This window comes from Longirhabdus pacifica (genome assembly GCF_004115085.1).
GTDB lineage: Bacteria > Bacillota > Bacilli > Paenibacillales > DSM-105158 > Longirhabdus > Longirhabdus pacifica.
In genome coordinates this window covers 1-15,992 of record NZ_QXJP01000016.1, presented here as the reverse complement: position 1 = coordinate 15,992, position 15,992 = coordinate 1, and the positions used below count along the sequence as shown (strand labels likewise).

Annotated in this window: 15 protein-coding genes; 14 read left to right on the top strand and 1 reads right to left on the bottom strand. The window is 38.2% G+C overall.

Going from position 1 to position 15,992, the window contains the following annotated elements:
* The first annotated feature begins 265 nt into the window (after positions 1-265).
* From D1Z92_RS11810 to D1Z92_RS11745, 14 genes are all read left to right on the top strand, one after another.
* Positions 266-3,850 carry an alpha-amylase family glycosyl hydrolase gene (locus D1Z92_RS11810; protein WP_128895883.1) on the top strand — a complete coding sequence of 1,195 codons (3,585 nt, stop codon included), beginning with the start codon at positions 266-268 and terminating at the stop codon, positions 3,848-3,850.
* A 362-nt stretch (positions 3,851-4,212) separates the two neighbouring features.
* On the top strand, positions 4,213-5,157 hold the full coding sequence (locus tag D1Z92_RS11805) for an AAA family ATPase (protein ID WP_128895882.1): 945 nt from the start codon (positions 4,213-4,215) through the stop codon (positions 5,155-5,157).
* Positions 5,158-5,159: 2 nt separating this feature from the next.
* Positions 5,160-6,407 carry a DUF58 domain-containing protein gene (locus tag D1Z92_RS11800; RefSeq protein WP_128895881.1) on the top strand — a complete coding sequence of 416 codons (1,248 nt, stop codon included), beginning with the start codon at positions 5,160-5,162 and terminating at the stop codon, positions 6,405-6,407.
* Positions 6,404-8,668, top strand: coding sequence for a transglutaminase TgpA family protein (locus D1Z92_RS11795; RefSeq protein WP_128895880.1), 2,265 nt, complete (start codon positions 6,404-6,406; stop codon positions 8,666-8,668). The genes D1Z92_RS11800 and D1Z92_RS11795 overlap by 4 nt, the downstream gene beginning before the upstream one ends.
* A 90-nt stretch (positions 8,669-8,758) precedes the next feature.
* Positions 8,759-9,277 (top strand): YqeG family HAD IIIA-type phosphatase, encoded by a 519-nt coding sequence (locus D1Z92_RS11790; protein WP_128895879.1) that lies wholly within the window; start codon positions 8,759-8,761, stop codon positions 9,275-9,277.
* Complete coding sequence (yqeH, locus tag D1Z92_RS11785) at positions 9,274-10,398, top strand: ribosome biogenesis GTPase YqeH (protein WP_240666712.1); 1,125 nt, start codon at positions 9,274-9,276, stop codon at positions 10,396-10,398. Before D1Z92_RS11790 ends, yqeH begins: the two co-directional genes overlap by 4 nt.
* Before the next feature lie 24 nt (positions 10,399-10,422).
* Positions 10,423-11,286, top strand: coding sequence for a shikimate dehydrogenase (gene aroE / locus D1Z92_RS11780; protein ID WP_128895878.1), 864 nt, complete (start codon positions 10,423-10,425; stop codon positions 11,284-11,286).
* 10 nt (positions 11,287-11,296) lie between these two features.
* A complete protein-coding gene (gene yhbY, locus D1Z92_RS11775; protein ID WP_128895877.1) occupies positions 11,297-11,599 on the top strand; it encodes a ribosome assembly RNA-binding protein YhbY in 303 nt (100 codons plus the stop codon).
* A gap of 11 nt (positions 11,600-11,610) precedes the next feature.
* On the top strand, positions 11,611-12,183 hold the full coding sequence (locus D1Z92_RS11770) for a nicotinate-nucleotide adenylyltransferase (protein ID WP_240666711.1): 573 nt from the start codon (positions 11,611-11,613) through the stop codon (positions 12,181-12,183).
* Positions 12,173-12,757 (top strand): bis(5'-nucleosyl)-tetraphosphatase (symmetrical) YqeK, encoded by a 585-nt coding sequence (gene yqeK, locus D1Z92_RS11765; RefSeq protein ID WP_128895875.1) that lies wholly within the window; start codon positions 12,173-12,175, stop codon positions 12,755-12,757. The genes D1Z92_RS11770 and yqeK overlap by 11 nt, the downstream gene beginning before the upstream one ends.
* Before the next feature lie 21 nt (positions 12,758-12,778).
* Positions 12,779-13,126, top strand: a complete 348-nt coding sequence (gene rsfS, locus D1Z92_RS11760) for a ribosome silencing factor (RefSeq protein WP_128895874.1) — start codon at positions 12,779-12,781, stop codon at positions 13,124-13,126.
* The gene (locus D1Z92_RS11755) at positions 13,123-14,019 is read left to right on the top strand and encodes a CvfB family protein (RefSeq protein WP_128895873.1); all 897 of its coding nucleotides are present in this window, start codon (positions 13,123-13,125) and stop codon (positions 14,017-14,019) included. The genes rsfS and D1Z92_RS11755 overlap by 4 nt, the downstream gene beginning before the upstream one ends.
* A gap of 39 nt (positions 14,020-14,058) precedes the next feature.
* Positions 14,059-14,817: a class I SAM-dependent DNA methyltransferase gene (locus D1Z92_RS11750; protein ID WP_128895872.1), complete on the top strand. Its 759-nt coding sequence runs from the start codon at positions 14,059-14,061 to the stop codon at positions 14,815-14,817.
* Positions 14,818-14,991: 174 nt separating this feature from the next.
* Entirely contained in the window at positions 14,992-15,582 is a 591-nt protein-coding gene (locus D1Z92_RS11745) for a hypothetical protein (protein WP_128895871.1), read from the top strand.
* Between the two features lie 200 nt (positions 15,583-15,782).
* On the opposite strand, the gene D1Z92_RS17330 is transcribed toward D1Z92_RS11745, so the two are convergent.
* The coding region (locus D1Z92_RS17330) for a fibronectin type III domain-containing protein (RefSeq protein ID WP_164931593.1) at positions 15,783-15,992 on the bottom strand (210 nt) is incomplete at its 5' end.

The window sequence follows — 15,992 nt, the reverse complement described above, 5'->3', positions numbered from 1 at the left end:
AACATAGTAGATCAATACAATAAAATTATAAAATAAAACGAGATAAGGCGATATCGCTTTATCTTTTTTTCTACAAAAAATTACAAATTTTTTCTTGTAATTTAACTATAATTATATTATATTTAAATTGTATAAATTAATGCAAACGTTTGCACATAAATGTAATCGCTTTCAAAGTAAATGGGAAGGAGAGTGCAGGAAGTGTAGTGAAGTTTTATCCGTTTACATTTGCAATACTATAAAAAATGAAAAGGGATGACCAATAATGATACGAACCACAAAAAGAACTTTATTTGCAATATTTTTGATTGCAACGCTACTTATTACTGGTATGTTTAGTGGAATGAACACTTCTTTTGCGATGGAAGAAGGCTTTGGTACACAAGAAAACTTATTTAATGAGAGTACCGTTCAGGCTATTTCCAATACAAGCAATGATGAATCTAGTGATAACTTCTCATGGGATAACGCTACCGTTTATTTTGCAATGACGGACCGTTTTTATGATGGAGACTCTAGTAACAACCACGCTTACGGTAGGGAGTTAGATACAAACGGGAATCCAATCCCTGGTTATGAAAATAAAATTGGTACATTTCATGGCGGAGATTTGAAAGGGCTTACAAAAAAATTAAACGAAGGTTATTTCACAGATTTAGGAGTTAACGCGATTTGGATTACTCAGCCATTTGAGCAAGTGCACGGATGGGTTGGGGGTAAGAATTTCAGACACTACGCATACCATGGGTATTATACGTTGGATTGGACTGAGATAGATGGAAATATGGGAACGGAGGAAGATTTAAAAACGTTTATTGATACGGCACATGAAAACGGCATTCGTGTTGTTTTTGATATTGTAATGAACCACACAGGATATGAATCCATGAAAGACATGGAACAATATCAATTTGGTCAATTGAACAATGGTTGGTATAACTATTACTACAATAGTAAGGAAACAGATGCTCACTATGAAACATATAACAATTATATTTCTCGAAACAATGCTGGCTCTTGGCAAAATTGGTACGGATCGGACTGGATTAGAGCCAAGAATGTAGCGGGTTATGATAATTGTGGAGGCGATGATAAAACATTATGTGTTGGTGATTTGCCAGACTTAAAAACGGAATCAACAAAAATCGTAGATCTGCCTCCTATTTTACAGACCAAATGGGATAATCAGAAAGAAGCACAGGAAAAAGCGGAACTGGATGCATTTTTTAACCGTACAGGTAAACAACGTTATGTAAAAAACTATATGATTAAATGGATTACAGATTGGGTTAGAGAGTACGGTGTAGATGGATTTAGAATTGATACTGCCAAGCATGTGGACATGTCAGTATGGAAAGAATTAAAGCAAGAATCAGTAGATGCTTTGAAAGAATGGAAAGACAATAACCCAGATAAAGCACTAGATGATCGTGATTTTTGGATGACAGGAGAAGTTTGGGGACATGGCGTTGGAAAAAGTGAATACTTCTACAATGGATTTGATTCTATCATCAACTTCACCTTTCAAGGTCAAGCTGGAAACCTAAACAATGTAGAGGGTATTTATAGTGAATATGCTAGCAAGATTAATTCAGATGATAGTTTCAACATGTTGAGTTACATTTCTTCTCACGATAAAGATTTATATAGTCGAGGTAACTTAGTTAATGCGGGTACAACACTACTGTTACTACCTGGAGGCGTGCAAATTTTTTATGGGGATGAGACAGCAAGACCTCGTGCTAACGATTGGCCTTGGGATCAGCCTTCACGTACACATATGAATTGGGACGGTATTAACCAAAACGTATTATCTCATTGGCAGATACTAGGTCAGTTCCGTAACCAGCATATTGCGGTAGGTGCTGGAGAACATAAGAAATTACAAGATTCTCCTTACGCATTTAGTAGAACGTATAATAAAGATGGAGTAGAAGATAAAATCGTTGCAGCACTTGGTGCTAATGGAACAGTAACAATCGATGTTTCTTCTGTATTTTCAGATGGAACACCAGTACAAGATTTTTATACAGGAGAAGAGACAACAGTTAGTGGAGGCAAGGTTACGTTTGATGCGCATGAGCAAGGTGTTGTGTTGATTGAACAAGCTGGTGACAGCACCCCTGTAGCAAGTGTTTCTGCAAGTCCTGCTGGGGGAGCATTTTACACGGATACTTTAGATATTACATTAAAAGCAAAGAACGTAGATAATGGGTATTACACATTGAACGGCTCTGATCCATCTACAAACGGAATTGCATATGTAGATGGCGAAAAGATAACGATTGGATCTTCTATGCAGTATGGTGATTCTGTAACGTTAAAATTATTTGCAGAAAACGAATATGGTTTGTCCACACAGACGTATGAATACGATAAAGAAGAGCGTCAACCGCTAACGATTCACTATAAAAAGCCTGAAAATTGGGGACATCCACAAATATATTTTTATAAGACCAGTCCATCTATCGATGAACCAACTTGGGATGGGGCTCCTAAGATGATTAGTGAAGGGAATGATTGGTACTATTACACCATTGAGAGCGATGCAGTTCCTTTTGTAGAACAGGCGAGAATTTTGTTCAAAGATAATAAAGGAAATCAAACTCCTGGATCAGGTGAAGAAGGATTTTTAAGAACACAGGAAAGCTGGTACGATGGGGAGACATGGAGTACTAGTGACCCTGGATCTGGTGGAGATGATGATGTTGCACCAACTGTTCCTGCTGACGTGCAAACAGTGAGTGTAACAAATAACAGTGTTGAATTGAGTTGGACAGCTTCCACAGACAATGTTGGGGTAACAGGTTATGATATTTATCGTGATGAGGAAAAAATAGCTTCTATTTCTGGAACTAGTTATACAGATACCGATGTATCACCAGCAACGACGTATACGTATACGGTAACAGCTAAAGATAAAGCGGGTAATGAGTCCAATGCAAGTACTCCGTTAGTGGTAACGACGAAAGATGATGATGTAGATGATGTTGCACCAACCGTTCCTACTGACTTGCAAACAGTAAGTACAACAAGTAACAGTGTTGAATTGAGTTGGACAGCTTCCACAGATAATGTTGGGGTAACAGGTTATGATATTTATCGTAATGAGCTAAAAATAGATTCCACTACTGGAACTAGTTATACTGATCTCGATGTATCACCAGCAACAACGTATTCGTATACGGTAAAGGCTAAAGATGAAGCGGGAAATGAGTCCAATGCAAGTATTCCGTTAGTAGTGACTACAGATGATGTCAAAAATAATGAGGTAACTGTATTTTATCAGCGAGGATTTGAGAATCCTAACATTCACTATAGCCCTGTAGGTGGAACGTGGACCGATGTGCCTGGTGTACCTATGGATGAATCTAGCTATGCTGGGTTTAGTAAGTATACTGTCTCTTTAGGTGATTATACTCAATTAGAAGCAGTGTTTAATGACGGGAATGGCAACTGGGATAATAACTATGGACAAAATTATAAATTTGATGTTGGCGTCTATACTGTGATGAACGGCGAGATCTTAGAAGGAGAGCCAGATGTTGATCAATTGACGATAGAAGTAAAAGTTCCTGCCGATACAGGTAACGATGACGTTTACTTCGCGAGTTCCTTAAATGGATGGGATGCAGGATCCAATGCATATAAGTTAACGGAAATTGCTGATGATACGTATGTCATTATTTTAACAGAGCCATCGGATTCTTTTGAATTTAAAATCACTCGTGGATCATGGGAAACGGTGGAAGTCGATAGTGATGGTAATGATATTGCTAATCGAAGCTACACATGGGACGGTGACTCTACCGTACTTGAAATTACGGTTGAAAAATGGAGAGATAAATAATGTTCATTAGGACATTGGCAAGAAGGCTGAAGTAGCGGGCAAGAAGTAATCATTTTAATTGAACTGAATACAAAAAAAGTTGTATAAGCTCTGGTGCATGCATCAGAGCTTATATGATATAAGAGGAGAAATGATGGAATACAAGTTTACGCCTCAGCAGCCAGCCCAACTTATGTAGTGAAGTGGAAAAAAGGAAACTTTCTTACTTTTTTCGCGTTTAATGTAACAGATATAGTTACACCGACAACCAAGTGTATTGATACACAAATATAGTGCATCCAAGGATATTTACAGCATCATGTAAGGGTGAAACTTTAGATACGTTGAACTATTATATTGTACTTACATAGGGAGCTGATAGAATGGAAGACTTGAAAGTAATTCATCATATAGTAGATAACATGGAGAAGTGTATATATGGCAAGAGAGAAGAGATAGAAATTATCGTAACAGCTTTGCTGGCACAAGGCCACATATTGCTAGAAGATGTACCAGGAACGGGCAAGACCGTATTAATGAAGTCGCTCGCGAAGTCTATCGAGGGAGATTTTCATCGTATTCAGTGTAATCCTGACTTGCTTCCTACCGACATTACGGGGGTGTCAATCTATCATCCAAGAGAAGAAGATTTTACGTTTCGACCTGGACCTGTGATGACGAATTTACTTTTAGTAGATGAAATTAACCGTGCTACGACCAAAACACAGTCGGCATTGTTAGAAGCAATGGAAGAGAGACAAATTACAATGGACGGAAAAACGTATGCTCTTCCACACCCGTTTTTAGTGATGGCAACACAGAATTCCATAGACTTTGAAGGAACGTACACACTACCAGAAGCGCAATTGGATCGGTTTATGTTTAGAATTAGCGTCGGTTATCCTGATAAAGAGACAGAAATGCGGATGATATTGGAACAGAACAACATTCACCCACTGCAAAAATTACAAGCGGTTACAGATGTAAATACATTAGTACAATTACAAAGAAAAGTACAGGAAGTCCACTTAGATGCAGAAATCGTACGTTATGGGGTGGACATTGTACGCATGACAAGAAGGCATGCACAGATCGCTTTAGGTGCCAGCCCGAGGGCGACTGTCGCTTTATTTAAGGCTGCTAAAGCACATGCGCTTGTTAGACAACGAAACTATGTCATACCTGATGATATTAAACAAATAGCCCCTTATTTATTAGGTCATCGTATCAAATTAAAAGTGGAAGCGATGACGAGTGAGCGGTCAGAGATGGAAATGATAGATGGTATATTGAACAGTACGAAAGTTCCGATGCGATTGGTGAAATAGGCATGAGACCAAACGTGACAGGGGCAAAGATGAGGAGAAGAACAGCAAATAAAAAAGTATGGATGATGGGTTTCATCTTTATGAGCAGCTTGTTTTTCTTATTGTTTCAAGGTGGTAAATTAGCAAATATGTTGTTTCTTATCGTTACTCTACTTATTCTATATATTTCATTAGGGAAGTGGAGTGGTGTAAGGGCAGCAAAAGGAACCAGAACATTCGTCAATGTAAATGAAAATGATACGCTTGCTCATGATACAAAGCTACATGTAAAAGTACACATTCACATTCCAGGATTTTGGCCTATTCCTTATTTGATGACCAAAGACGGGATAAGAAATCTATCTAACCCAAGTCAGTTTTATACCTATGATACGACAGGGGTACTTGGCTGGAATAGGAACATGGAATTGGAGTATAAAACAGCTCCGCTTCCAAGAGGAGTGTATGTGTTTGATGATATGAAATGTTTCACCGAAGATATTTTTGGTTTTTTTCAACACGAAGGTTCCCTTTCATTACATAAACAAATAAAAGTATTGCCCAAAACCGTGCATGTTCGCAAGTGGACATTAGCCAGTTTGTGGAGTAAAGGGATATATCAACACACTGCTTCTATTCGTCACTCCAAAGAAACAACGCAAATTGACGGTGTGAGAGATTACGTGTATGGAGATAAATTATCTAAAATACATTGGAATATGACGGCGAAGACAGGAAATTGGAAATCAAAAGAGTTTGAACGTGAATCTATGCCCAAAATGTATGTCATCTTAGACGTATTGCAACAAAATTATGTAAATGATCAACAATTCGAAACAGCGGTTTCCACTGCTGCTTCTATTTTAAACTACGGTCATAAGCAAGGATTAAACCAAGGACTGATGACATCCAATTATCATTATTTTGCTGCTGCACGTGGCGAGCAGCATTATACTAGATTGCTTCATCACCTTATTGAAGTTCACACTCAAGAACAATGCAGTGTCCGCACTTCACTTGAAACGTACTGGAAAGACATGACGAAAGATAGCCTCGTTATTATTGTTTCTCCACAAAAGGGAGAAGACATGGTGAAGTTATTTACACAGTTAAAGATGCAGAGACTGTTTGGATGTCACATTGTGATGGAGCATCATGAACAGAAGCAAGATGCAGAATGGAGAACTACGTTAGAACAAATGGGGACGTATAGTTATGCTATTGAAAACGTGGAGCAACTCCCACAAGTACTTGGAGGTGCTTCAATATGATGAACTGGAAGCCAACACACACACAGAGCCCATGGATGAATCCTATGAAAGCAATATTTTGGATTATCATAATAATGCAATATATGATATTGATTTCAAATATTGATTTTGCGGATGGATTTTATTGGTTAGAACAGTCCACATGGATGTTGTACTTCGTGATCGGAGTATTTCTACTGTTAGAGTTATGTTTACCTACTTTTGTTAAACTCAAAAGAATCATTCAATTGTTGTCTACGCTCATCGTCGTTTTTTTTGTTTCGAAAAAAACTTCGTTTTTAAGCACAGACGAATTAGAGCCTATTTTTTTTCAGTTTAACGATGAAGGCAATTTATTATGGTTTATGTATAGTATCATATGTGTGAGTTTTTTGTTGATCATATGGATGTTCATTCATGTGATTTCTACGAAGCTTAGAGTGTTGTTGTTTACTATGTTCAGTGTTGTTTTGTTCGGTATTTTCGATTCCTTTACGACCATCTTTTTATGGGATCAAGTCGTATGGATATTATTTGCTAGTTTAATGTTAATGATATCGCATCATGTGGAGTATTTACAACGATACCAACCATACACCTGGAGTAAAATAAAAATTGCACCAAAGGCAATTTTAGTACAAATTAGTGTGTTATTCTCTATTTTTTTCATTATCGCGTGGTTTGCTCCGTTCGTTTCTCCTATTTTAACCGACCCTTATACCGCTTGGATGGAAAGTAAAGGGGTGGATGTTGTCACGTCTGGAAAACAAGTGAGGTTTGATGAGCCATCTTCTGTAGTGCAATCTTCTGGATATGGACGAGACGACTCCATGTTAGGTGGTGCTTTTGAATATGATAATAGTATTGTGATGACCGTTGAAGCTCCGTTTAAAAGTTACTGGCGTGGAGAAACAAAATCATTATATACAGGCTCTGGTTGGTTGGAACATAGAATAGATGACAGAACTGAAGTATACATTGGGGGCTCTTTGCAAGATTGGGAATTTGACATGTATAATACGGACAATAGAATAACAGAGGAATTAAAACAGGTCATAACGATGGAGGAAGATAAGTCCTATCCCGTATTGTTTGGAGCTTTCGACATGGATGGAGTCCAGACGTTAAATAATGAACCATCATTATCTGGTACATCACTAGATTATGCTTATTACGGCCAGTATTTTAAATGGAATGAGAAACAAGATTACCCCTCTTCCTATGAAATCACTTCACAAGTGCCTGTCATTGATGAAGCAGCATTGTATGAAGTTGGATTAATATCTTCCACTGGCAGATTTTCCGAAATATGGTCGGACTATTTAGACCTTGGAACTGTGGTTCCTCAAGAAGTAATTGACTTAACATTAGAGATTACAGCGGATGAACCTTCTCTATATGGAAAAATGAAAAGTCTGGAAAATTATTTAAAAACGACGTATCCTTATACCAACACACCGGATGTAAGTAAAGGGAGTAGCGATGATTTCGTATACAACTTCTTATTTGATATTAGGGAAGGATATTGTGATTATTACTCCACTTCGCTAGCGGTAATGGGAAGAGTGATCGGTGTCCCAACTCGCTGGGTGAAAGGGTATACTGCCGGTCAATTGCAAACAGATAATAATTTTAGATTTGGTGTCGAGTCGGAAGAGTTGGGAGAAGGAGGCACGTACGTTGTCCGAAATCGAAATGCTCACTCTTGGGTAGAAGCGTATTTTGAAGGTTACGGCTGGATACCGTTTGAACCAACTGCCAACTTTTCCTTGCCAGAAATAGTGGTGGAGGAAGAAGTAGAGCAAGAAGAGGAAGAAGAACAAAACGTTGAAAAAGAGGAAGAAGAGAAAGTAGAAGAGAAGCAAGAAGAGAAGGAAGAGGAAGAAGAAAGTACTGTTGTGTCATACATCAAGCTTGGTATGTTCATCATCAGTTGCATGATTGTGCTTACTGCACTCTTTTACACATTGAAAAGCCGTGGTTTTCAATGGAGTCACTATCGTTTTACTTCTCGTACCATAAACGAGCAAATTATAACGTCTTGTTGGCAATTTGTACGTTGGAGTGACAAAAAGGGCACGATGTACAGAGAAGGGGAGACGATAAGGGAGCACTTTAGCCGGATACAAACAAACTATGAACAAATTCATGAGCAAATCACTTATATAAGAGATGTTTTTGAACAAGCTAAATATGGAAATGTTGTATTTTCGAGTGAGGACCTAAAAGAAGTAAAACTTAAAATTAAAATCATGAAATCCGAAATAAAAAAACAGAAATGATGGATCTGTTGTTATCTTTTGCATGAGTAAGCAACAATGTGATATAGTTTGACAAGAAAGTTTAACAGGTCAAGTATGAGGTGAAGTTATTTGTTAACCAAATTTGTTCCATCTTTGATCGTAAATTCAATATATGATATTGATTTGGTGGAATTTAAAAAAAAGGGATATAACGCCATTATCGTTGATTTAGATAATACGTTAGTTGGCTCTAATGAAGCGTATGCAACACCTGAATTAGAAAAGTGGTTTGAACAAGCGAAAGCCCACCATTTTAAAGTGATGGTGGTGTCAAATAATAAAAAGAAAAGAGTATCTGCTTTCGCTGAACCACTTCAGGTTCCATTTATATACCAAGCCCGTAAACCGATCGCAAGCGCATTCATTGAAGCGCTGAGCGTCTTGGATGCTAAACCTGAGCAGACCATGATGGTTGGGGATCAATTACTTACAGACGTACTGGGTGGGAATAGGCAAGGAATGTTTACGATTCTTGTTAACCCCGTTTCTAATGTAGAAGGTGTCATGACGCGTGTAAATCGTAAGGTAGAAAGAATTATTAAATCAAGATTGAAAAAGAAAGGACATCGCTGGGGGGGAACGCAATGAGTGAAATGATGAGCGACACAGAACATTGTTCTGGTTGTGGAATAAAATTACAGAATGAACAGAAGCATGAACTTGGATACATTCCAGAAGAAGCGTTAACGAGAGAACGTCTTATTTGTCAACGCTGTTTCCGTATTAAACATTATAATGATGCTTCAACTTCTTATACGCTAGATGAGAACGAATTTTTACGTATTTTGCATCATGTAGGCGAAACAGACTGTGTCATCGTTAATATTGTAGATATATTTGATATTGAAGGTAGTATGATCAGGGGGCTAAGTAGGTTTATACAAGATCAACCCCTTATTTTTGTTGTGAATAAATTTGATTTGCTACCGCAATCTACTAATCCGAATAAAATTATAAATTGGATACAGCAATTAGCGAAAGAATACGGTTTAAAGCCTGAGAAAATTGAACTTATCAGTGCTAAACGAGATAGTGGTTTGGAGAATGTTGTACATACATTAGAATCCATAAGAAATGGAAGAGATGTGTACGTGATCGGTGCAACAAATGTAGGAAAATCTACATTTATTAACGGGTTAATTCGTAATTTCAGTGATTTAGATGAGCAATTAACAACTTCTCAATATCCTGGAACGACATTAAATAAAGTGGAAATCCCTATGGATGATGGAAGTGTCATTGTGGATACGCCGGGTATTGTATACGGCGATCGCTTAACAGAAATGATACAGAATAAATACGTACAAAAAATATTGCCACAAAAAATGTTGAAACCACCTATTTATCAATTAAATAGTGAACAGACGTTATTTTTAGGTAGTTTGGCGAGATTTGATTTTAAAGAAGGTGAGAGACAATCGTTCACGTTTTACGTGTCTAATGCCATTAATATTCATCGTACCAAGCTGGAAAATGCCGATGAATTGTATGACAACCATAAAGGTAAAATGTTAACGCCTCCATCCAAAGATGATTTGGCATCACTTCCTGCATTAGTGAAGCATGAATTTAGGATTAAAGCTGGAATGAAACAAGACGTGGTGATTAGTGGATTAGGATGGATCAAAGCGAATGGTTCCACTGGTGCTACGGTTAACATTCATGCCCCAAAAGGTGTTCATGTTATTTTACGAAATTCATTAATCTGAATGTGTCGTTAAAGAAAGGAGGGGATGGATGTGTTGAATACAAGCAGTATCATGTTTGCTGTGATTGGGGACCCCATTAAGCACTCTATGTCACCGATCATGATGAACCATGCTTTTAACATTAGTGGTTTTAACGGCGTCTATACCTCATCTTTAGTTAAATCAGATCAATTAGGCGCAGCTATTGAAGGTATACGTGCATTAGGATTCGGTGGGGTAAACGTCACGATTCCACACAAAGTAGATGTCATGTCCTACTGTGACGACATTCATGAAGATGCACGTGCGATCGGCGCAGTAAACACGATTGTAAATGACAACGGCAAGCTAATCGGCTATAATACGGACGGCATCGGTTATGTACGGTCATTGATGGAAGAGACAGGAACGGACATTAAGGATAAGGTCATTGTCATGGTAGGTGCTGGTGGAGCAGCGAGAGGTGTAGTATATGCGCTTTCTCTTCAGCAACCGAAAGAAATTGTCATTGCTAACCGTACGCTAGCAAAAGCGGAACAGCTCGCTGATGGGATACATGATGTCCCGACACGTGCCATTTCGCTTGATTCCGTTTCGCATGACATCATCAACGAAGCGGATATTATCATTAACAATACTTCTGTGGGGATGTATCCTCATATTGATGAAACACCAATAAATTTGCACGAAATAGTAAAACCTGTTATTGTTAGTGATCTTATATATAATCCACTGGAAACAAAATGGCTGAGGGAAGCCAAAGCCAAAGGCTGCGTTACGCACAGTGGTCTAGGTATGTTTATTTATCAAGGAGCCTATGCTTTTGAATATTGGACCAAAAAGCAGGCACCGGTAGAGGAAATGCGAAAAGTAGTATATGAATCACTACAAAATAGAAGTAAAGAATAGAGGTAAAAGTATGTTAACAGGAAAACAAAAACGATATTTGAGATCACTTGCTCATCACTTAGATCCTATTTTTCAAGTAGGTAAAGGTGGAGTGAACGATCATCTGATTACACATATTAAAGAAGCGATAGAAACAAGGGAATTAATGAAAATTTCCATTTTGAACAATAACATGGACGACCGTAACGAAGTAGCAGAAGAAATTGCAAAACGTTCCGATGCACAGTTAGTTCAGTTGATAGGAAAAACGATTGTGATCTATAAACAAGCAGAAGAGAAAGAAAATAGAACAATCGAACTTCCAAGAAAATGAGAGTCGGGATCATGGGTGGAACATTCGATCCACCTCATTTAGGTCATCTCATTGCAGCTCAAAGTGCTTGGGAGCAAATGGAGTTGGATGAAGTATGGTTTTTACCTACGTATCATCCGCCCCATAAAAACCATCAGGTCGTTGCAACAGCAAATCAGCGCTTACAGATGGTAAAATGTTGTACGGTTGATCATCCTGCTTTTCGTGTTTGTGATGTAGAATTGAAGACAAGGGAAACGTCATATACAATAAAGACAATGGAACAACTGCAAGCACAGTATCCTGCCTACGAATTTTATTTTATCATTGGTGCAGACATGATTATGTATCTACCTCAGTGGTTTGAAATAGAGAAGTTAATTAACATGGTCACTTTTGTTGGTGTGAAGAGAAGTAGCACGGTCATAGATTGGGATGCACTTCCACCAGAAATAGCAAAGAAAGTAACGATGGTTTCCATGCCCAGTATCGATATATCATCAACGGCCATTAGAGAGAGGCTGAAGCGAGGACAATCCATTCAATATTATGTTCATGCTGGAGTAAATGAATATGTGAAGGGGAATCACATATATGAATCGTGATCAGATTATTTCATTTGTACAAAAGCAGATGCCAAGCAAACGATGGCAGCATACGGAAGGTGTTCGTGATAGTGCTGTCATTTTGGCTAGTCAATATGGTGCGGATGCTGTAAAAGCAGACATAGCAGCCATCTTACACGATGTTGCAAAATACATGCCTATTGAAGAGCAACGTGACATGATCAAACATACGGATGCACCAACAGAAATATTGCAATACGGATTTCAACTGTGGCATGCGCCAGTGGGTGCATACATTGCAGAAGAGACTTGTGGCATTACAGATCAAGCCATATTGGATGCGATCAAATATCATACATCTGGCAGAGTAGGGATGACGGTGTTAGATAAAGTGATATGTGTAGCAGATTATATAGAGCCCAATCGATCTTATCCGGGCGTAGAACAAATAAGAGAGTTAGCGAAGAAAAGTTTAGATGAAGCGTTGCTAGCTGGCTTGGATTCTACGATTGAATTTTTATTGGAAAAAGGGAAAAAGGTTTATCCGCAAACGATTTTCTCTCGCAATGCCATTATAGATGAATTAAATGAAGCTAAATATAAAAACAATTAAGGGAGCGTGTTGGAATAAAACATGGATAAAAATGCAGAACAGTTATTAAAGACGGTTGTAAAAAGTATTGAAGACAAAAAAGGGGTAGACATTGTTTCATTGGACTTAGCAGGGATTTCCTTAGTAGCTGATTATTTTGTTATCACACATGGTAATTCTGAGAGACAAGTTCAAGCGATAGCGACTTCGATCAAAGAAAGTGCTGTAAAAAGCGGTGTCGACGTAAAAGGAATAGAGGGTTTAGATTCTGGTAGATGGGTGCTGATTGATTTAGGCGATGTTGTCGTTCATGTCTTTCATCGTGAAGATCGTGAATATTATCGTATTGAACGTCTATGGTCGGATGCGAAAGTAGTGGAAAATACATGATGTATGAAGCAGGAACGTTTGCTACTTTAGAAGTAGTGAAAAAAGAAGTGTTCGGTTACTTTCTTAGTAATGGAGAAAGCAACGTATTGCTGCACGAAACGGAAATAACAGAACCAATCGATATTGGAGATCACATCAAAGTATTTCTTCTCCATGATACAGAGGATCGTTTATCTGCAAGCATGAAAACACCTCTTCTTTCGTATGGGGAAGTGGCAAGTTTGAAAGTGGTAGATAGTCATCCGAGATTTGGACTTTTTTTGGATATGGGATTAAGTCGTCATTTATTACTTCCTAAAAAGTTTTTGCCAGAATTAGAGGAGCATAGACCTCAGATTGGTGATGACGTTCTCGTACAACTATCCCGAGATAAACAAGGGAGAATGTTAGCGCAATTAGCAGGAGAATATGAGTTAGAAGCCATGTGTTTCCATGCTCCTCAGAGTTGGAAAAACCGTGAATTGGATGCGCAAGTGTATAAGGTTTTACGCATAGGCAGCTTCGTTCTTATCGAAGGTGGAGTACTTGGATTTGGTGCGTTAGGATTTTTGCACGAGACCGAGCATAGTAGAACAGTCAGAGTAGGGGAACGAGTGAAAGTCAGAGTGACCCACGTGCGGGAAGATGGCAGAGTCAACGTGTCGATGCGACCATTAAAACAAGTAGAACGCGAACAATTCGCAGATGAACTGTTAGCCTTTTTAAAGAAGAGACCTAACGGCGGCATGCCTTATTCAGATGCAACACCAGCAGAAATCATCAAACAACGTTTCCAAGTGAGCAAATCTTCTTTTAAACGTGCGATTGGCAGATTGCTGAAAGAGGATCTGATTTATCAAGAAGGCGACTGGACGTACTTGAAAAACAAAGAACAAGACAACGAAACGACGTAAGTCTAAACCTATATGTTGCAATATGAAAGTAGTGATTAGGTGAAAGCATATGAGCAGCTTGCCAACGTGTATGATCATTTGATGAAAGATATGCCATATGAAAAGTGGGTTCATTTTGCCATGCAAGTTTGGTCACAGCATAGTCTTCCTCAAACGGTAGTGGAATTAGGTTGTGGAACGGGCAACATCAGCATTCCTTTAGCGGAGAACGGTTTAAAGGTCACAGGAATCGATATATCATCATCGATGCTAACCATTGCCAATGAAAAGGCACGCCAACAATCTTTAACCGGAACATTGCAGTGGGTGCAGCAAGATATGGTGCATTGGCAAGTAGAAGAACAGGTAGATAGTGTGATCTCGTTTTGTGACAGCATGAATTACGTGTTGCATGACCATGACGTGCAGCAAATGATACAGCACAGTGCAACGGCCTTACGTGATGGAGGTACATTTATTTTTGATTTACATCATCCGCAGCAGTTGAAATCATATTTTGATCATCAGCCATATTATGTGGACGAAGATGATGTAGCTTATATATGGACGTGTGATTGGGATGATGAATCACAGCAAATAGACCATTTCCTCACTCTGTTTATTAAAGAGCAACATCAACCATCGGAACATCTATTTCGTAGATTTGAGGAACATCATGCGCAGCGAAGTTATGATCCACAATGGATAAAGGAACAGTTGCTAACTGCTGGTTTTCGTAAAGTTCATATTTATGGTGATTTTGAATTTGAACCTTATCATGAGAAGACGCAGCGTTTGTTCTTTGTTGCTGTAAAATGAAAACATAACACCATGGATAGGTGTTACATACTTGATGTTTATTCCGCCTGTAGGGGCGGTTTTTTGTTTTCATAGGAATGGATGGAGGGGAATATATTGAATTAAAAGTGTAGTATACTTTTTAGCTTTTAAAGATGAAATGATCTTCATTAAGCTGTTCGCGAGGTGTGTACCATGACGCTATTATGGGTGGATACGATCGATTTAACGATAAAAGCATTGGGGTTATTATCGCTTATTTTCACAGGTATTTCGGTCTTTGTAGCGGTACAGCGCTTTAAATATGAAAAAAATAGAGATATTTATATTCGTCGTTTGAATGAAGTGTATGCTCCGTTGTATGGTTTAGTCATCAAACAAGAAATGATGAGAGCGTTGATCGTACCAGAGCATTCTTTTAGTGAAATGCCTATTATTACAATGGAAAGTATGCAGCAAAAAATGAACAGTGAATTACTATTGTCGTCTCCTTTTATCGTCAAAAGAGATGATTTTTTAAATATTTTGAACGATGCGAACAAAGGGCTTGCAAGACCCCAATTGCTCATATTCATGCATCAATATGAGATGCTGCTTCATTTGGAACATAGAGGCGATATAGGGGCAAAAAAAGTGCAGACATCCATACAAAGAATAGAAGTGGAACGACTGTTAGTTCATGAAATTATAGCAGGATATAGAGCTACCTTACGTAAATTAGCGATTGATGATGTTTCTACTTTTGCTTTGGAGAAAGAAATATTTGATGTCAAAATAAATGAATGAAACAGTCAGTAAAAATATAACAATTAAAGGAGGTCAGACAGAAGCAACGAACTTTCTAGAAAGTATTTTAAAGGTAGTGTATCGTATCAGCCATAGAGACGTATAATAAAACACAAGGATGAACGAGACATCCTTGTGTTTTGTTATGCATGTAGTCATAGTCATCATACGTACCGCATAAACTCACTGATTTTTAATGGTTACACTATAGGTAGTTGAAAGCCTATAGGCGTAACTTCTTCACTAACGCCAAATTGATTTACTGCTTCGATTTCGTAATAGTAGTAGTTGTTAATCCATACTCCGTCGTCTGTATACGTGGTTTCTTCAATTTCTGTGGCAATTTTCTCCCACTCACCGTTGTAGTTTCTTTTTCTATAAATATTATATTTAGTGTCTGCATCACCTGC